The 17,152-nt window shown below is 50.6% G+C and carries 19 protein-coding genes and 1 pseudogene; 4 read left to right on the forward strand and 16 right to left on the reverse strand.

What is annotated here, in order from left to right; translation table 11 throughout:
- Positions 1–9 precede the first annotated feature (9 nt).
- Entirely contained in the window at positions 10–1,038 is a 1,029-nt protein-coding gene (locus tag INF86_RS06205) for a Mal regulon transcriptional regulator MalI (RefSeq protein ID WP_022647925.1), read from the reverse strand.
- 179 nt (positions 1,039–1,217) lie between these two features.
- Between INF86_RS06205 and INF86_RS06210 the strand changes: the two are divergent.
- Positions 1,218–1,412 (forward strand): annotated as a pseudogene (locus INF86_RS06210) (PTS sugar transporter subunit IIBC); the annotation flags it as partial.
- Between the two features lie 139 nt (positions 1,413–1,551).
- On the opposite strand, the gene INF86_RS06215 reads toward INF86_RS06210, so the two are convergent.
- Together INF86_RS06215 and INF86_RS06220 are read right to left on the reverse strand one after the other, a co-directional pair.
- Positions 1,552–1,869: a hypothetical protein gene (locus INF86_RS06215; RefSeq protein WP_023306078.1), complete on the reverse strand. Its 318-nt coding sequence runs from the start codon at positions 1,867–1,869 to the stop codon at positions 1,552–1,554.
- On the reverse strand, positions 1,869–2,108 hold the full coding sequence (locus INF86_RS06220) for a hypothetical protein (RefSeq protein WP_193543333.1): 240 nt from the start codon (positions 2,106–2,108) through the stop codon (positions 1,869–1,871). Before INF86_RS06220 ends, INF86_RS06215 begins: the two co-directional genes overlap by 1 nt.
- 112 nt (positions 2,109–2,220) lie before the next feature.
- Here INF86_RS06220 and INF86_RS06225 point away from each other — a divergent pair, with 112 nt between their 5' ends.
- From INF86_RS06225 to INF86_RS06235, 3 genes are read left to right on the forward strand one after another with little or no spacing between them, the layout of a single operon-like run.
- On the forward strand, positions 2,221–2,583 hold the full coding sequence (locus INF86_RS06225) for a GtrA family protein (RefSeq protein WP_045332015.1): 363 nt from the start codon (positions 2,221–2,223) through the stop codon (positions 2,581–2,583).
- Complete coding sequence (locus tag INF86_RS06230) at positions 2,580–3,521, forward strand: glycosyltransferase family 2 protein (RefSeq protein ID WP_032673203.1); 942 nt, start codon at positions 2,580–2,582, stop codon at positions 3,519–3,521. The genes INF86_RS06225 and INF86_RS06230 overlap by 4 nt, the downstream gene beginning before the upstream one ends.
- Positions 3,518–4,999 (forward strand): hypothetical protein, encoded by a 1,482-nt coding sequence (locus INF86_RS06235; protein WP_032104988.1) that lies wholly within the window; start codon positions 3,518–3,520, stop codon positions 4,997–4,999. The genes INF86_RS06230 and INF86_RS06235 overlap by 4 nt, the downstream gene beginning before the upstream one ends.
- A gap of 29 nt (positions 5,000–5,028) precedes the next feature.
- On the opposite strand, the gene INF86_RS06240 is transcribed toward INF86_RS06235, so the two are convergent.
- The 13 genes from INF86_RS06240 to INF86_RS06300 all read right to left on the reverse strand — a co-directional run bounded on the left by INF86_RS06240 (position 5,029) and on the right by INF86_RS06300 (position 17,152).
- Positions 5,029–7,053 (reverse strand): NosD domain-containing protein, encoded by a 2,025-nt coding sequence (locus INF86_RS06240; RefSeq protein WP_154051340.1) that lies wholly within the window; start codon positions 7,051–7,053, stop codon positions 5,029–5,031.
- A 58-nt stretch (positions 7,054–7,111) separates the two neighbouring features.
- Entirely contained in the window at positions 7,112–9,589 is a 2,478-nt protein-coding gene (locus INF86_RS06245) for a host specificity factor TipJ family phage tail protein (protein WP_193543334.1), read from the reverse strand.
- Entirely contained in the window at positions 9,576–9,968 is a 393-nt protein-coding gene (locus INF86_RS06250) for an NlpC/P60 family protein (protein ID WP_063843752.1), read from the reverse strand. Before INF86_RS06250 ends, INF86_RS06245 begins: the two co-directional genes overlap by 14 nt.
- Positions 9,969–9,977: 9 nt before the next feature.
- Positions 9,978–10,448, reverse strand: a complete 471-nt coding sequence (locus tag INF86_RS06255) for a hypothetical protein (protein WP_157507387.1) — start codon at positions 10,446–10,448, stop codon at positions 9,978–9,980.
- On the reverse strand, positions 10,448–10,951 hold the full coding sequence (locus INF86_RS06260) for a hypothetical protein (RefSeq protein ID WP_193543335.1): 504 nt from the start codon (positions 10,949–10,951) through the stop codon (positions 10,448–10,450). The genes INF86_RS06255 and INF86_RS06260 overlap by 1 nt, the downstream gene beginning before the upstream one ends.
- Positions 10,951–13,626, reverse strand: a complete 2,676-nt coding sequence (locus INF86_RS06265) for a tape measure protein (protein ID WP_193543336.1) — start codon at positions 13,624–13,626, stop codon at positions 10,951–10,953. Before INF86_RS06265 ends, INF86_RS06260 begins: the two co-directional genes overlap by 1 nt.
- Before the next feature lie 57 nt (positions 13,627–13,683).
- A complete protein-coding gene (locus tag INF86_RS06270) occupies positions 13,684–14,046 on the reverse strand; it encodes a hypothetical protein (protein WP_094089254.1) in 363 nt (120 codons plus the stop codon).
- 108 nt (positions 14,047–14,154) lie between these two features.
- The gene (locus tag INF86_RS06275) at positions 14,155–14,850 is read right to left on the reverse strand and encodes a DUF6246 family protein (protein ID WP_047719024.1); all 696 of its coding nucleotides are present in this window, start codon (positions 14,848–14,850) and stop codon (positions 14,155–14,157) included.
- 50 nt (positions 14,851–14,900) lie between these two features.
- Positions 14,901–15,653: an Ig-like domain-containing protein gene (locus INF86_RS06280; RefSeq protein WP_032104685.1), complete on the reverse strand. Its 753-nt coding sequence runs from the start codon at positions 15,651–15,653 to the stop codon at positions 14,901–14,903.
- Between the two features lie 68 nt (positions 15,654–15,721).
- Positions 15,722–16,111, reverse strand: coding sequence for a hypothetical protein (locus tag INF86_RS06285; RefSeq protein ID WP_047719025.1), 390 nt, complete (start codon positions 16,109–16,111; stop codon positions 15,722–15,724).
- Positions 16,108–16,476 (reverse strand): hypothetical protein, encoded by a 369-nt coding sequence (locus tag INF86_RS06290; protein WP_047719026.1) that lies wholly within the window; start codon positions 16,474–16,476, stop codon positions 16,108–16,110. The genes INF86_RS06285 and INF86_RS06290 overlap by 4 nt, the downstream gene beginning before the upstream one ends.
- A 58-nt stretch (positions 16,477–16,534) precedes the next feature.
- Positions 16,535–16,783, reverse strand: a complete 249-nt coding sequence (locus tag INF86_RS06295; protein WP_148407532.1) for a hypothetical protein — start codon at positions 16,781–16,783, stop codon at positions 16,535–16,537.
- An 18-nt stretch (positions 16,784–16,801) separates the two neighbouring features.
- Positions 16,802–17,152, reverse strand: coding sequence for a hypothetical protein (locus INF86_RS06300; RefSeq protein ID WP_148407531.1), 351 nt, complete (start codon positions 17,150–17,152; stop codon positions 16,802–16,804).

The following is a 17,152-nucleotide window of genomic DNA, read 5'->3' on the forward strand; positions in this document are numbered from 1 at the left end:
CAGCGGAGATTACTTCACCGTCACTAACCGCGCCGCCACAATCTGATGCCCGGCCTGCACGTCCGTATTTTCAATACGCTGCATAATTCGGTCTGCCAGGGTGTATCCCATTTCACGAGCCGGCGTCGTCGCCCAGACGATGGGGAGATCGTCTAGCGCATTTTCACCGACATCCGCAAATGCCCCCAGCGCCACCTGATGGCCGAAGAACGTTTCTACCCCGCCCTCACCGCTCTGGCGTCCGGCGCGGATCAAGCCGAACCACGCCCCCATCGCAATCACATCGTTATAGCAAATCACCGCGCTGATCGTCGGGCTGTTGCGAAGCAACGTGCCGATGGCTTCGGCGGCTTTTTTCTGGCTGGATTCACACTCCACCACCCATTCGCTGTGAAACGGCAAGCCGTATTTGATGAGCGTGGAGCAGTAACCGCCCACCCGCTCGGCACGCGTCAGGGACGAGCTTTTACCGCCGAGCCAGGCGATGCGCTGATGGCCGCGATGAATAAGATGCTCGGTCAGCATTTGCGCGGCCTGCATGTTATCCGGCCGAAGGGTATCGGCTTCGTCGAGATAGCTGGCGCGCGACGCAAACACCAGCGGTACGCCTTTCTGCGCCGCGCGCTCACACAATTCACTGCCCACACCGGACGCGCCGGCCACGATCACCCCATCCACCCCTTGCGTCAGCAGCATATCCAGCCTGGAGAGCAGTTGCTCCGGTTCGCGCCCACCGTGGAGCAGGAAAACCATTCGTCCCTGCGCTTCAAGCGCCTCGGTAAGCCCGGCGGTCAGTTCTGCATAAAACGGCGACGCGAGGTCGCGAACAATCAGCCCTATCACCCCGCTTTGCCCACCGCGCAGCGCCGACGCCTGGCGATTACGCACAAAGCCCAGTTGCTCAACGGCCTCGTTGACGCGCTGACCCGTAGCAGGAGAGATGCGCCCCTTCCCGCTCAATACCAGCGAAACGGTGCTAACGGAAACCCCCGCCGCCAGCGCGACATCGTTGATGGTGATCTTTTTCGCTACAGCCATGTGGTGGCGTGACTCCTTGATAATGAGATCGCTAAAACGTTTTATCAATACGTTATCTTTATACTACCAGTAAAAGCCTGAGAATGTGATTTAGCGCGCACTAAAGTTTGATAAAACGTTTTATCTTTTCGCCCCATCGCGGTCGTTAAATCTCTTTCTACCATTTAAGGAGTCGTTTTATGACGACGAAAGCAGCACAAAAAATATCGCTGTGGGAGTTTTTCCAGCAACTGGGTAAAACCTTTATGCTGCCCGTGGCGCTTCTCTCATTCTGCGGGATTATGCTGGGGATCGGCAGCTCGTTAAGCAGCCACGACGTCATTACCCTGATCCCTTTCCTCGGAAATCCGGTACTTCAGGCGATCTTCATCTGGAGACTATTAAGTCTTTTAACGAAGTGGCTTGATGTTGGATTGATGTGCGGTAACTTCTGCTATGTTGCCGCGATACGATTTGTCATGTGCAATGAACTAACGTCGTTTCGCGGTAACTTTATGCCCCACCCATGCCCCATCACACCACCCTGTCATCCTGCATCACGCTGTTGATGAAGAACGTCACCCGCCCCATCACCTCAACCTCTTCCGCAGCCTCCCCCTCTATCGCTTCACCATCATCACAAATCAGCGCCCTGCCCATGACCCTGGCAAACTGAGTCCGTCCGCCGCTGAGGATTAGCAGAACCTGATTCTGTACCAGTCTGGTGCACGGCTCGATAACCGCAAAGCCAGACGAGGTTTCGAGGATGCGGCTGTCCATGCCGATCCCGCAGATAATTTCCGGAGATAAACGCGGTGCTACGAAATCAGCCGCCGGTGAAGGAAATCCCATCAGTGCACCCTCCCCATGTTACGCAAGATCCAGTAACGGTTTTCGCTACCATCTGTCGTTTTATCAGCGAAACCAGGTTGGTTGCGCTCTATCCACTTGTTTGCATCGTCACGGGTAAAGTGCCAGTTAAAACCACGCAACTTTTGTATGAAGCGGTCTGTGCTCAGATAGCGGTATCCCTTGGGGTTAAGCTGTATGGCCGCAACAAAGGCGGCATGAATGTCTGCTGTGCGTGGCATAATCACCTCACAATATAACTGTATGTATATACAGTATCGTCAAATATGAGGGTCGATCAAGTTTCACAGTGGTGCTAAACTTCAGACCTTTCCGAATTGACTGATTTATATAATGTTAAAGCTCTTTGCTAAGTACACATCAATAGGTGTTATCAACACGCTCATTCACTGGGTTGTGTTCGCCGTTTGCATCTACGCATTCCATACAGGTCAGGCACTTGGCAACTTTGCCGGATTCGTTGTGGCTGTGTCTTTCAGCTTCTTTGCAAACGCCAGGTTCACGTTTAAGTCTTCGACAACCACGATGCGCTACATGCTGTATGTAGGGTTTATGGGATCCTTGAGCGCAGCTGTTGGTTGGGCTGCCGATAAGTCCGGTATGGCTCCAATTGTGACTCTCATTCTCTTCTCCGCTATCAGTCTGGTGTGCGGCTTTATCTATTCAAAGTTCATTGTCTTTAGGGATGCGAAATGAAAATTTCTCTGGTCGTTCCGGTATTTAATGAAGAAGATGCTATTCCAATCTTCTACAAAACCGTGCGGGAGTTTGAAGAGCTACAACAGCATGAAGTAGAGATAGTCTTTATCAACGACGGCAGTAAAGATGCGACAGAATCAATAATAAATGCGCTCGCTGTGGCCGATCCGCTTGTCATTCCTCTTTCCTTTACCCGCAATTTCGGTAAAGAACCTGCGCTGTTTGCAGGACTGGACCATGCAAGCGGTGAAGCTATTATCCCGATAGATGTTGATTTGCAGGACCCAATTGAGGTTATACCGCACCTGATAGAGAAATGGCAGGCCGGGGCGGATATGGTGCTGGCTAAACGCTCTGACCGGTCCACCGATGGGCGACTCAAGCGTAAGACCGCAGAGTGGTTCTATAAGCTGCACAACAAAATCAGCAATCCGCAGATCGAGGAAAACGTTGGCGACTTCCGCCTGATGTCTCGAGATGTGGTTGAAAACATCAAGCTAATGCCAGAACGCAACCTTTTCATGAAAGGCGTTTTGAGTTGGGTTGGCGGCCGCACTGATGTTGTTGAATATGCCCGCGCAGAACGTGTTGCCGGGGATTCTAAGTTTAATGGCTGGAAACTGTGGAACCTAGCGTTAGAGGGTATCACCAGTTTCTCAACTTTCCCACTGCGCATGTGGACGTATATCGGCTTGTTCGTTGCTGGCCTGGCCTTCATCTATGGCGCATGGATGATCGTCGACACGTTAGCGTTCGGCAACCCGGTTCGCGGCTATCCATCAATGCTGGTTTCAATACTTTTCTTGGGCGGGATTCAGTTGATAGGCATAGGTGTGCTTGGGGAATATATCGGCAGAATTTATGTTGAAGTTAAAGGAAGGCCTCGATACATCATCAAAAAAGATTTCAATGATATTCGGAAGGACGAGAAATGATTAGTCAGACTTTGGGAAAAGAGATTCAAATAAAGTGGGTGTTGTTCACATTTGTATTCGCAGTTGTGGCTGTGTTTTTTACGGTTATTCATCCGGTAACTATTACTTCTGGCGATGAGTGGATCAACCTTTCTTCCGGTAGGCAAGCATATCCGCAATGGGGCGGTTTTAACCCTATCAAGGTAGTTCCTGAGGTATCTTTCCCACTATTTGGTAACATTGCCTCATCTGTCGTTATGCCTCTTGGGTTTACATTCCTTGAAGCTATTGCTTATTTGACAGCGGTTTTAGTTGCAGTTCTTGTTGTGTTATTCCTTTATCAATTCTATCTTTTGATGAGGAAGACCGCAGGGTTATCAACTTACACAAGTTCAGTTTTAGTGATCTTCTACTTACTGTGCCTGTTCGGCCTATTCAGAACTCTAAATAATAATAACAGTCCATACCTGTTGTGGGAGCAAAATCTTACCTGTTATTATCACTATATTGTTCCAGCCCTAATAAACGGCACGCTGGCACTTTACGTTTTAAGAATGTCGTCAACCTTAAAGCCATTCTTTTACGAAAGAGCGATCTTTTCTGGCGTTCTGATATTTTCCATTTACCTATGTGTATTTTCGAACATTTTTGCCAGTGTTTTGCTTGCAGTTATGTGCGGTGTGGTACTTCTTCTGAATCTCATTAGCAACAGATTTAAAATTGTTGAGACGATTAAGGATTACCCTTTCCACTGCATCACTCTGGCGATGTGGGCTATTTCTGCTCTCTTTGAAATGAACGGAGGAAGAGCGGACCGAATGGCAAAAGATCATCTGGATATTTCAGGTACAGTCAATGCATTTTACTCACTGCTTAAATTAACAGATCGCACCTTCTTCATTGTGCTGACTGTTGGATTGGTTTGCGGTGCAGTGTTTTTGCTAAGAAGAAATTCAGATGAAAGTACTGAAGGTAAAAGATACGCTTTCTGGGTATCGGTTATCTCTGGTGCCATCACTACATTGGCTCTTATTCTGGTGTGCGCAAAGGCTAGTGCTAACTATGCCACTCGACCTGTGGCAATGTGGGGTTCTTTTATGTACTTGATAGTTGCTGCCAGTTTGGGCTTGGGGTACTTCATTGAGCGCTTTAAGGCTGTTCACTATTTCGCGCCAATAGTTATGCTGTTCTTAATTAACAAGACCACGGACCAGTCTCATTCTTTGCGAGAGTCAAATAGTGGGAACGTTCCTTTTTCAGTTGCTTACGCGATAGGTCAAGATATGATTGAGCAGGTGCAAAACGCAGTTAATGGAAACCAACGCACAATGACCCTACATGTGCCCAAGGGTGATAACAATGACAACTGGCCGTTCCCGGTAACAAGAGGAAAAGCCATTTCAGAAACTCTTAAGTCCAATGGGTTGATACCTCGTAACATTGAGATAAAAATCCAGCCGGACAGAGAAATGAATGCCAAATATGGTATGCCAATCTGAATAGTTGCGCCCCATTAGGGGCGCATTAGTTATGACTTAATATTCAATGATTCTACGTTCCCAGTACCACCGGAAATGCTAACTGCCGTCGCTCCTGAGGTTGAGCGCGCGTGATTGGTATACGCCATGTTATAAGCCCCGCCACCAAGTACCACAGAATAAATCATAGAAGGCCCTACTGCGTAGTTATCAGATGCATTGCAACGGTTGCAATTGCTTAGATTAATGCCGTTGTACGTGCCGGTTGTGGTAAACCCGGCATCCGCAATGCTATTACCCATAACCCGCAGCCCCTCACAGGATGCTAAGTCAATACCATGACCCCTGACTCTTCGTACTTGGTTCTGGCTAACACTTCCGTATGTCACAGTATCCATAACAATACCAAGACCCGCGGAGCCGTTCCCGTCAACTATATTACCGTTGACATTTGTCATGAAATTAGCCGAAGTTGTTCCAGTCATAATCACCCAGATAGCTCGTGATGTAGACGTATAGATGACATTATTTGTTATCTGAACATCGGCAAAAGTCTGATTCTGATACTCAGGGGTTGAGTTTGACGGGTTGTAATAACGGATGCCTGTAAAGCAGGCCTCAATATTGTTATTTGAAATGATGATGCGGCCACAAGACCTGTCTCCGATAAACACTCCATCGTTACATTGGTGAATCTGATTTCCGGTTATAATCATGCCGAAGCAGTTCTGGTGGTCAATTGCGTTATTCGGGAAACCGCGCACAATATTATCAGTGGTGCTCAGGTGGATCTGGGCAGATGCTGATATCCCCTGGCAGTCTGCCGTCGTACCTGAAGCGGAAACTACAATGTTGTTACGCATGGTATTAAAGTAACCTTGAGATGTTCCTATGGTATTTCTCATTAGGATTCCCCAAGCGCAATTGGTGCAAATGTTCCCCTCCATAACAGCATGTTCGTTCTCGTTGAACCAGATACTGCAACGGTAGTTGCCTGTTCCTAAAAGACCGCAAGAGTCTGTCTGGTTATTCCTGGCAACAACTCGCGAGGCGGTGCTGTATATCGCGGTTAGCCCAGTATTGGTTACTTTACAGCTCTCAACAATAGTACCTGTTGCGGTAGATTCTACATTAATACCAAGAACTTTAGAGTTGCTCCCCTCAATACGTATTCGTCGTATAGTGTGGTCTGCGTTGCGCACGCGCACAACATTGAAAGATGCAGCGACATCAGTAACGACAAGACCCATATTCTGAAAAATTATGGAGTTGCTGTTGTTGATTGTGCATTCCCCGGTTACATTAAATGTAGCTCCGAGCCCATCAAATATGGCGTTTTGTGACACAGCGGCTGCCGCCGCCGCATTAATGGCTGTATGTGCTGTAGGGGTAGTTGCGTCAACCCTCGGTAGCGCTCCGAACATATACGGTGATATATAACCGACGTTTACCCGCACCCATGCAGCGCCACCGCTAGTTTTGATGATTGTCCCGTTGTTATCAGCGTACGACGATCCTGACATTACGGCCCGGAACTGACCACCACCATAGCCGGTATTTGCGGTGTGCTCCCGTACGGTGATGCGCTGCTTGTCATAGGATGGCTCTATAGTTCGAAGCGTAGCAATGTCTGGACACTCACCAATTAACTTCTCGCCATCCATCGCGGCCAGTGCTGCACGAAGAGATGCATCACCGACACCAACCCATGAACCAGGACCAACGCCACCAGTGCTGGCAGGGGTAGAGTTTTCCGGAACAACTTTCGGGCCGGATGCAAACGTACCAGTCCATTTGTAATATTCGCCGTCGGCGGTGTTCAGCAGCACCTCATTAGGGTTGTTGATAGTCGCGCCGGTGGTGAATGTTTTCCCTGTAAGGATAACGTAACCGAAGGCGTTCATTGCCTGCTGCGCGATGTAATTGATTCCCTCGATTGTGTAGTGCTTCTGACCAAATCGATCGATATAAGTCCACCCCATCGAAGTGACGAACTCGTCAATTTTCCCGGCGTTATACTTCAGATCGCGTGGTGATTCGCTTGGAACAGGCAGGTTGGTAGGTGTAGTAGCCATAATTATTCCATAAAAAACCCGGCACGGTGGCCGGGTTGGGGTTGGTCGGGGACGGTTCTTATTGGTAGATGGCGTCGCTGTATTCCGCGACGGTCAGAGATACCGTGTTATCTGTGTTCGGTTTGATGCTGTTGACTGTCCATAGTTGGCTGTCCAGTTCCTCCACCGTCGCAATGAGGTAGCGCGACGGGAGCTGGACAGTGTCTCCGTTCCAGATATTGAGCTGAATGCCGGGTATAGCCGCGGTGAATCCGTACTTCGTGTCGCTACGGGCGGTGGCCGGATAGCGCGGAGTTGGGTTACCCAGGCTGTCGGTAACCAGCACATACATCGAGCCGTTAAACGTGATCGGCTCGCTGGTATCAAAGTTATTCCCGGAGCGTCCGGTGATGTAACCCTGCTGCTGGTTGCTGTCGTAGATGTCAGGCATCTGTATGACGCTGCCGACCTGGATAATGCCGTCCTCAAACACTTTGGCGTTCATCTTCACGCGCGAGTAGATTAGGCGCTTGGTTTCTCGTAATGCGCGCTCCCGGGCCTGATACTCATTACGAAAGCCGACTATCTCCAGCTTGTTCGGATTTTCCGCTTCCTGTTCGACGATGGCGCCGTTTAGCACGCGATAGTTGATGTACGTCTTATTGTTCGTGGTCGGGTGGACGTAGGACACCTGTACGCCGTCATAACCGCCAGGAAGAGTGGCCTCGTACGTCATTTTGTACTCGTCCGTCTTCATGTTGGCCCGGTTGAATACTGCCGCCGGGTAGTCAACCTTCTGATCGCGAGTGAAGGTCAGCACGCCGTCATCCCAGTACGCCACCACTGAAGCCGCGTTGCAGATCGCCTGCACGCGGTCACCGAGAGAGTCATTCTCATCGTCAAACGTGTAGTCGAAGTAACCCAGGCGCTCATCAGGCAGGCTTTCGGCAATCGAGTACAGCCCGTACAGGTCAATGCTGCTTACCGGCTGCTCGCCCATAATGAGCCAGGTATGCGCCACCGCATCAGCGAACGAGCGCGACGGACGCAGCGTGTAATCCACCGTCTGCGTGTCCAGGCTGTACGTGATAGTGTGGCGGGTCACCAGCGCGTTATATTTGCGCTCGCGGCTGCCAAGTGCGTTCTCTGTCGCCCTCACCTTCACCCGTACAAGCGTGTCGGTCGGGTGAACGACGTTTGTCCTGATGTTGATGCTGTGGATCTCTTCGACCTTGAGCAGTGACGCGTCACCGGAGTTATCCGTGCGCTGGAAGCTGACCGCGTATTTCCCGAGCCCGCCGGTCGGAGTGATCTTGTCAGTGCGATAAAACACCTCGCTCGTCGACTGGTGCGGCGTCGTCTGCCGGTAAGTAAACGTCTGCTGCGTTCCCGGCACCTGGTTGTAGTCGTCGTCGATTTTCCAGATGACCACCTTCCAGTTCGTTTCTTTCTTACCGCCCAGGCTGGACTGCGTATGAAGCCACAACTGGGTTGACTCAACTGGAGAGAAGAACGGCCCAACCACCAGCGCCTCGTTATCGTTGAGGATGAATTTCGTGGTGTTGATCATGGCATTCGCCGGGATGTCCTGCGGCCCCTCCAGCTGGTTCATCGTAAACGTGTACCAGCGCACCGGGTCAACAACCGCGCCGTCGTTTGTTTCAACGGCGGAGATCAGCGTTCCGGAGAATGTCGCATCGGTAGTAACGTTGCCGGAGGCCGTGCTATACGTCACGTTGATGGTGAAGGTTACAGCGTGCGGCAGCACCAGCCCCATGAAATAGTCGAACTCAGCCTGCTTAACGATTTTCATCGCTATCTGGCCGCCGGAATACGTTCCGCTGACCACCGTGTTTGCCGTTGCTGTTTCGATCGGGAAGTCGCTGGCTTCGTTCTGCCCGGGAACCTCCTGCCCGTCGACGTCATCGAACCCGTAACCTTCAACGATCTGCGGGATTACTTCGCCAGGCTGGAAGAACTGGAATTCAGCACCTGCAAGAGAGCCCAGGCTTGATTCTGAGTAGCGCACGGACTCGTAATCGTATTTGCCGATACCGATACACATCCATTCAGTGACGTACTTCAGGCCTCCGTCTGTGGAAGTCTGATGAACGTATTCAAATACCGATTCCTGAATCAGATCCGGGAACGAACGGATTTGGCCGTAGATATCCGGCTTGGCTTTGTAGACGCGCGCGGTGTTTGTCTGACCGGTCAGGCTATTGTTCGGTGAGTCGACGGTATTACCGCCGTTGTTCGCGATTGCCGGCTTCGGCGCCAGGAACGAAAACACCTGGCCAACGACTTTAAAAATCGGGCTCAGGATGTCGCCGACAATGCCCTTCGGCTGGTCGAATATCTGGATGTGGTCCAGCTCACTCAGCTCAAACGCCAGTTCGTCATCGTCGCCCAGCTTCACACCATTGCGGACGATCAGCAGGTCGCGGTGGAAAGTAGCGTCATTGACCGCCAGCCAGTCATAAAAAAGGGTGCCGTTTGGCACCCTGCAACGCAGCTTAGGCGTTCCTGGGAAGTTCGATATCTCAACCAGCGCCATAAGAAAAATACTCCACTTTGGTAAATGCCCGCTGAATGACCAGCAACGAGTCCATGCGCACGCTTCCGTTCTCGCCGCGTGAATGCAGCGCCTGCCTGTTAAGCACCAGCCCAACATGCGCCGGTTGCGCGCCGCGGTACCCGACGAATATCCCGCCCTCGACAGGCTTATCGACCGGTCGCCAGAAAACGACGTCTCCCTGATAGCAGGTGAAGAAGTCGGACCCGGCTTCGTAGTCCGGCGTCTGGTGCAGCTCAATGCCGAGGACATGGCGGTAATACAACACGCACAATCCCCAGCAGTCGACTTTTTGGAACGAGCAGGCCCGGTTAGCCCACGGCACGCCGATAACCCGCCGGATAAATTCATCTTTAGTCATGCGCGTGCCTTATAGGTACTGGAGTCCAGTGTATTCGCGGGGATCGTATAATTTTCCAATATTATTATTGAGCGGGTTGGTCACAGACAGGGTTACCGACGCGGAGTCGGCGTCGATGTCTACCGTCTTGACGTATAACTGCCATGACTTTATCGGCACCGAAACGTCGCCGCTGTCGAAGATCTGCCGCGTAGCCGTAATAGCTGTTAGCCGATCCGCCCCTTTCCACTGCTTCATGAGAGCTTTGATGTCAGACGACAGCCGCCCTAACTTCGCCGTCGCGTCGATCACCGGCGTGCCGCTCTGCTGGCTCTCTTCGATTTCAAATCGCGCTGGCGTGTACGTCTGGCCGCCAAGCGTCTTCGGGAAGAACTGCTTATCGACCAGGCGGACATAGCCGAAGGATGGATGGTAGAACGTGATGGTGTCGTACAGTCCGCGCGTCGGGCGCTGCTGCTTATAAGCTCTGAAGGTAGGCATCACGGCACTCTCGGTAAAGATTCCGGGTCGCGCCCGTCAGGATAACCAGTGACAACGATATCCAGCCACGAATCCCACGGCGGCGGCAGCTCAACAATGATGTCGTCAAATTCGTCGTCGGCGTTGTAGAGGTGGTTCGCGATAACGGTCCCTGTCCATGTCACCACCCCGCCAGAAATATTGGTCTGGACAGGGAAACCATCTTTCGTAAAGTGAAGCTCCTGAACTTGCAAGCCACTACCGCCAAGATTTATCGGCATTCTGAACCAATAAAGACCGCCGTGAAGATAGTTTGGACTACGTAACCATTGCTGAAATGCTCGGTCTTCCGCCAAGGTGAAAATCCACGTCAGTGACCAGGTCACTTTCAGGTCGTCGGTTTGATTCTCGAAGATAGCCGGGCCGACCGCTGGCTGATCGGTCTGGAACCCGGTATCGAGAGTCATGTTTTTGCTGGCCTTCTGCGCCAGCGGCAGCCAGTCGGGATAGTCGATAATTGGCATCAGCCCTGCCCTCTTGGCGTGCGTTTAACGTTCATGTTGCTGGTTATGGCGTTACTGATTGGCCCGCCGTTGTTCAGGTCAGCGACGATTAAATCCACAGTCACGCCGCCATTTCCGTCAGAACTGGCCTGCGCATCTATTGATGAACCGTTATAGTTCTGAACATTTAAGACAACGTTGATGCCTCCCCCACCCTGCATATCCTTATTGCTGATCACCTTGCCGTTGTCGCCCGGTATCATGTACTGCTTACCGGTACTGGCCTGGTAAATCTCAGGTTTCCCTCGCTCACCGACCTGATAAAGACCTCCTGCATTCACCGGGCCGCCATTGTAACGCATACCGGTTAAAGCAAGGCCCTGTGCCAGGCCTACCGTTGAAGCAATTCCTGTCATGGCAGGAACTGAGTTGGCCCCAAATGAAGCGAGGCTAGCCATGGCGGCGGCAGGAGCCCAAGCTGTAGCCAAGATTGCAGCCTGAGATGCTCCAGCAGCAGTAGCCGCTGCGCCCAATGTCTGACCGATAATGAAGTTTTTGAGAGCCTCAACTCCAACCTGGACTAGCGCATTTACCACGCTGTTCAGCATCGTATTCCCGAGCGAACGCATAGCATCCTGCGCTGACATCGTTCCGGTGATCAGCCCGGTTAACGCATTGGATGCATTACCTGAAAACGCATCCACCGCGCTTGTCAGCATTTCATAACCAAGACCTTGTTGGCTGAGCAGTTGCCACTGAGAAGCTGTCATCTGCTCATTGAACTGGTTTTCCTGCGCAGTCTTTAATGCAAGGTACTGGGCATCGGTAGCAGCCTTTGCAGCAACGAACTGATCGTAATTTATTTTCCCTTTTTGGTAACTTTGCTGGAGTATCGCCTGTTCCTGCTGCTGATATTGCTGCATCAGGGCTAACTTCTGGTTATTTTCGTTCACCAGTTGCTGTACCGGGTCAACTTCGGCTCGGGCAGAAGCTACCGGATTGACTGTGGCCTGGGCGTTAATCTTGGCGAGGTTATTCTGGTGCTCGAGCGCCATTTTCTCCGTGGCAGCGTTATACTCCTTGAGATCTATTTTCCCAGCGTTCAGTGCGGCCTTCAGATTTTGCATGGATTCGGCGTAGGATTTATTCTCCGCCTGCAAAGGCATTGCCTTAAGTGCTTCCGTAACCCCTTTGGCTGCCGCTGATGCATCCCATGCTTTTGCTGCATATTCACCGGCCTTTTTGATTTGCTCCTGGGTTGCAGAATTACCCAGTGACTGCTGAGCACGTAATATGGCCTGCTCTCTGCTTAGCTCCTCCGTTGAATCAGCTGCCAATTCTGACTGCTGACGCAAATTTTCAAGCTTATTTGCAATTGATTCGGACTGCGCCTCAGTTTTCTTGCCAGTTTTATTGCTTTCCTTTCTCGCCTCGGTTACTCGGTACGTCTCCGCATATTCATCCTGAAGAGTCTTGATGCGTTTCGGATCCGTAACCCCAGCATCGGCAGCATCATACTGAGCCTGAAGTCTTGCTCTTGCCTCTCCTTCCAGTTTGGCTAGAGCGAGCCTGCGCTCAGAGTTTTTTACCAGCTTTGATGTTGCTGCATCGTCTCCGCTTGTATCGGTCTTGAACCCTTGGTTATTCTTAGCATCACTTGCTGCTTTAGCTCTGATGTGAGCAATTTCACCTTCGACCTGCTTTAACTGAACGGCGGCCTGCGCACGACGAGTCTGGAATACGGAGTCTGTCTCATACCAGCGCTGACCATCTTTAAGCTCGGAGTTTAATTCTTGCTGTAGCTTGATAAGCTTCGGCATCCTGGAAGCATCACCGACATTTTTATTGTAGTAATTAAGATTATCAGCAACACTTTGCATCAACCCCGCCAGGGTCGAGGTTAAGCCAATCGCCTGATTGATGTCGTTAATGGCGTTTTTAAATGCTACGTCCAGACTATTTTTCGCCCTGTCTATATTGACAGGCATCTTGTCGAACTCTTCGTTAACAGACTGGGATTGTTTTTGAATAGCGTTAAGGGCATCCTCAGCCGTTAACTTGCCCTCCAGCATTCTCTTGCGGAGATCACCAATCGATATTCCAAGTCCAGACGCAATCTGGCGAGCAAGCTCTGGCATTTGCTCAAGGATGGTGTTGAACTCCTCAGCCCGGAGAGTGCCGCCGGCGATTGACTGCCCGAACTGGCGAAGTGCGCTAGCCATTTCCTCAGAGGATGAACCGCCTATGGTGCCTATCTTTTGAAGCGTCGAAGTAAGCGCAAGGATCTGAGAGTTTGTTGCACCAGCGCTTTTTAATGCTGTGGTCAGTGATTCCCACAAACGCTCTGTTTCAGAAAGGCTGTTACCTGTTTGTGATGCAATAGCTGAAAGAGCTGACATAGTCTCTTTCGCTGTATCAATACTTGGACTGAGCCTGGTGATTCTGGCCTGCAAGGTAGCCATCTCATCACCAATCGCAATCAGCCTTTTGGCCGTCTCGATGGTGAAAGCTGCGGCAATCGCCACTCCTACTTTATTAAGCGCTCCCTCAAATCGGCTAACCGACCCGGATGCTCGGTCGAAATTGGAGCCCATTTTATCAAGCCGATCGTTTACTTTACGCTGTGCTTCAATAAGCTCTGCTACGTCCATTTGGACTTGATAAACAATATTCCCAACCTGTTCACTGTTGGCCATGCTTTTCTCCGGGCATAAAAAAACCCGCCGGAGCGGGTTTTAATGTTCAAGTGTTTATTACTTACATCTATTTGGAATGTCTTTTTCTGCGATCTCACCTTGCTTTGTGAGATCGTAAATTGTCGGATCGTCTATAGAAATCTGGCTTTCCTTTTCAACCACAGGGGCAATAAATACCAATGAGGCTTTATTATCACCTTTGGTCACTTCAGCCTTGCCGCATACGTTTCCAAATCTGGCGTACACTGTGTCTCTGTCGTCAGGGAAGAAATTAACTTCCTTTAATGAAACGACTTTTACGTCTTTTGGAAAGAAACCGCTTTCTGCTCTTTGTTTCACAGCATTGACAATTTCTGCATCAGTAGCCGCCATAACACAAGGTGCAGCGAGCAGCGTTCCCAATAAAATTAATGTACGCATCTTTCTATTCCCCATTGGTAAAAGTGGAAACATCCTAACCAGGAATAGCACAGTTGCAACGCAAAAGGTTGATTTATTGACTTCAAAAGCTGGTAGACCGAAGATCGGTTACTTCTGATTCTCCCTTGCCAGCCTGCGCTTACGTCGCGCAAAGTAGTCATCTGCCGCGCTATCGTACTCATCCCGCGTATACCCCTTCTGTTCAGGGTATTTAGCAACCAACATCATCTGGAACTCTGTCATAGTCAACTGCGCGGCCTCTTCTTTACTGATGTTAAAGTGATTTCTCGCAGCAATAATGTAATCCGACACCCTGAATTCATTGGTAGGCTCGTTCGATTCGTGGCGCTGTAGCTTACGTAAGTTTCCCTTCCCGATAACGCCGTGCATCATCAAGCTTTGAGCGATAATGACCATTTCCTGAGGCGACATAATACCCTGCCGCCACATAAATCCGCGCTTCCGGCTTTTACTTGGCTTCATCCAGCCGATAAGATCCCCTACATCATCCTCACAGCATGCAGACAAAACCGCATGCGCAGCCATGATCGCCTTACGGCTTAGTATGCCGCTCTTGATGTAGTGAATTACATATTCAGGCAGGCTATCATATTCTGAATGAATGTAGGATTCGGCAGCCTTCTTGATGAGCTTAGCGGCCTCATCATTATAAAGATCGTAAAACGTCTGAACGATTTCTACCGGATCGCCGATACTTGATATCGCGAGAAATGACGGGCGGAAAAAGTAGTCCTTATCCCCGACACTAATAAGGCATTCTCCAAACTCTTTAACTGGTGTCATCTATCCCCCCATAAGCAAAATCAAGGGCAGCGATCTACCCTTTGTTTTGCTTACACAGTGACAGTTACGGTGTGGGTTGCCGTGAATGCACCATCATCAGTGGTGACAGTAATCACTGCGGTTCCCGCCGTAGCCCCCGATGGGGCAGATACAGTTACGGTACTGCCTGAGAAAGCCACCGTAGCGCGAGCTGGCACGGATGAAGTGACAGTAAATACTTTATTGTCAGCATCTTCTGGGGAAATGTTCACGGTGAATGTTGTACTTGAACCAGCCGCAATAGAACTGCTGGTTGGTGTAACCGTCACGCCTGTTACCGCGATATCGCCATCAGCTTCGGTGATCTGGAAAGTAGAACCATCTGCCAGCTTGAACTCAAAGCTGTAGGTGACAATTTCCTTTACGCCGCCACCATCACTGGCACCAGACGGAACCATGTAGCCGATGTGATAATAATCGCCCCAATGGAAACGCATCCACACGCCAGGCTGACGGCGGGCGCGTACCTCATCAACGATATACTTCACGAACTGCTGAACGCCGAATTCGTCGGTGCGGTCCTTAACACGCACCTCACCTTCAATCGAATAGGTTGGATCGAGGCTGGAGATCAGGTTTGAACTGAATCCGCCATTATCCGCATCAGACGTCAGCGCCTCAGGACTTAAATCCCACGTAGCCGAAGTTGGAAGACCCATTAACTTCCAGTCACCTTCCTCCGGCACCATGTCAGCGCATCCGTACGCCAGTTCCAGCGTCTTCGCGCGACCAATTAGTTGTTCGTTATTGGAGCAGCCTTGCATCGTTGCTTACCTCATTTCTGATAATAAAGAAGGCCGCTCAAGCGACCTTGTGTGATGTTGATTTTTAGCTATCCGCCGAAGAGACAGGCAAATTGCAGGCGCCACACCATACGCCCTTCGGTAGTCATTACAGGTGATGGTATGCCGCCCATATTTGAGATTTGCCCCAGGAAGCGATTTGTCATCGGATTGGCTTTCACATATTCGATAATGGCTTCAACATCGGCCTCGGCTTTGGCCTTATCGCCCTTAGCCGTTCCTGCAATAACGTCAACTAGAACGTAATAATCTGCTGCCATATCCCGGTCTATCGCCGTGCCGCCATTTGGGCGGAAGACAATGAACCGATCGGTTAGTTTTCCAGAATCTACCCAAGACAAAGACTGGATGATGTAGCCAGTAGTAAGCCCAGCATCAACGAGCACGTTGCGAACACGCTTATACATCGGAGTGGTCAAAGTGATAGTTCCTTCTTAATTACCGCGTCGATTTGCCTGCGGGTATCATCAAACCCTTTGGTTAAAAACTCCTTCCTGGCAGTCGCCCGGCGGAAGTTCTGAGGTACTCTTGGGTCATGGACATATGCAGCATAGTTAGCTGAATAACCCACCCGGCCCGTCACGCGATTGCCATTTACAGTGATCTCGCGGAACTGGCTATTTATGAGGGTTGATGTATCGATCGGGGTATAGAGCGCAGCCTGAGATCCGCCGATAATCAAAGCTGATTGCATCGCCCTGACGACCTTTCTCCCCTGAATATCACCAACCAGAGCATTAAGGTTTTTCTTCGCCTGGCTAATACCCTTAACTTTGATGCCCATGGCTTTCTCCAGGCAATAAAAAAGGCCGCCGTGGCGACCTTGTCTGAATGATGAATGCTTATTTTAATGCGATGAACTCACCATCGACCTTCAAAAACTCGAGGTTATCTTCATCAATGAATTCAGGTCTCTTGGCAGTCATGGATGGCTCCCCATGACCACTAGGCGAGGTTGAATTCCTCATGATGACGATGAGATTTTTATCATTGAATGTCGCTCGGAAACCATCAGGAACCGCAACAACTTCCCCTGACTCGTCTTTCCACTCACCGTATGGATAGTAGACGTTAACCCATCGTATTTTCATGATTGCCTCAACCAATGTTTAAACGCCAGTCAGTATCGCATAATCATCCGCCAGGCGCTCGAACGTATCGGCATAGCGGATAACCTGGCGCACCTCATCGGCACCGGCGACAACAGGATCCACTTCGGTCGATACGCCAATCAGCAAGTAATCACCTGCGGCCGCAAGCGCAAACTCAGTCCAGACGGTGTTCTTCACGACGATTTCAGCGCCCAGGCTGGCTAACTTCTTACTGAGCCCGCCCTCGTAATCGCAGAGGATTTGCTCAGGCTCGGCATAGCCAAGCGGATCGCCGTATTCGTCATTGCCTTCCAGCTTTCGCCAGATGGTTGCCGTGGCGGTATATGACCAGTTTGCAATACTCGACAC

The organism is Enterobacter cloacae complex sp. I1M, assembly GCF_014982425.1.
Taxonomy (GTDB): domain Bacteria; phylum Pseudomonadota; class Gammaproteobacteria; order Enterobacterales; family Enterobacteriaceae; genus Enterobacter; species Enterobacter intestinihominis.

Excerpts from the sequence above, each read along its gene's own strand:
- INF86_RS06205 (WP_022647925.1), bottom strand. The coding sequence starts at position 1,038 with ATGGCTGTAGCGAAAAAGATCACCATCAACGATGTCGCGCTGGCGGCG.
- INF86_RS06215 (WP_023306078.1), bottom strand. The coding sequence starts at position 1,869 with ATGGGATTTCCTTCACCGGCGGCTGATTTCGTAGCACCGCGTTTATCT.
- INF86_RS06220 (WP_193543333.1), bottom strand. The coding sequence starts at position 2,108 with ATGCCACGCACAGCAGACATTCATGCCGCCTTTGTTGCGGCCATACAG.
- INF86_RS06225 (WP_045332015.1), top strand. The coding sequence starts at position 2,221 with ATGTTAAAGCTCTTTGCTAAGTACACATCAATAGGTGTTATCAACACG.
- INF86_RS06230 (WP_032673203.1), top strand. The coding sequence starts at position 2,580 with ATGAAAATTTCTCTGGTCGTTCCGGTATTTAATGAAGAAGATGCTATT.
- INF86_RS06235 (WP_032104988.1), top strand. The coding sequence starts at position 3,518 with ATGATTAGTCAGACTTTGGGAAAAGAGATTCAAATAAAGTGGGTGTTG.
- INF86_RS06240 (WP_154051340.1), bottom strand. The coding sequence starts at position 7,053 with ATGGCTACTACACCTACCAACCTGCCTGTTCCAAGCGAATCACCACGC.
- INF86_RS06245 (WP_193543334.1), bottom strand. The coding sequence starts at position 9,589 with ATGGCGCTGGTTGAGATATCGAACTTCCCAGGAACGCCTAAGCTGCGT.
- INF86_RS06250 (WP_063843752.1), bottom strand. The coding sequence starts at position 9,968 with ATGACTAAAGATGAATTTATCCGGCGGGTTATCGGCGTGCCGTGGGCT.
- INF86_RS06255 (WP_157507387.1), bottom strand. The coding sequence starts at position 10,448 with ATGCCTACCTTCAGAGCTTATAAGCAGCAGCGCCCGACGCGCGGACTG.
- INF86_RS06260 (WP_193543335.1), bottom strand. The coding sequence starts at position 10,951 with ATGCCAATTATCGACTATCCCGACTGGCTGCCGCTGGCGCAGAAGGCC.
- INF86_RS06265 (WP_193543336.1), bottom strand. The coding sequence starts at position 13,626 with ATGGCCAACAGTGAACAGGTTGGGAATATTGTTTATCAAGTCCAAATG.
- INF86_RS06270 (WP_094089254.1), bottom strand. The coding sequence starts at position 14,046 with ATGCGTACATTAATTTTATTGGGAACGCTGCTCGCTGCACCTTGTGTT.
- INF86_RS06275 (WP_047719024.1), bottom strand. The coding sequence starts at position 14,850 with ATGACACCAGTTAAAGAGTTTGGAGAATGCCTTATTAGTGTCGGGGAT.
- INF86_RS06280 (WP_032104685.1), bottom strand. The coding sequence starts at position 15,653 with ATGCAAGGCTGCTCCAATAACGAACAACTAATTGGTCGCGCGAAGACG.
- INF86_RS06290 (WP_047719026.1), bottom strand. The coding sequence starts at position 16,476 with ATGGGCATCAAAGTTAAGGGTATTAGCCAGGCGAAGAAAAACCTTAAT.
- INF86_RS06295 (WP_148407532.1), bottom strand. The coding sequence starts at position 16,783 with ATGAAAATACGATGGGTTAACGTCTACTATCCATACGGTGAGTGGAAA.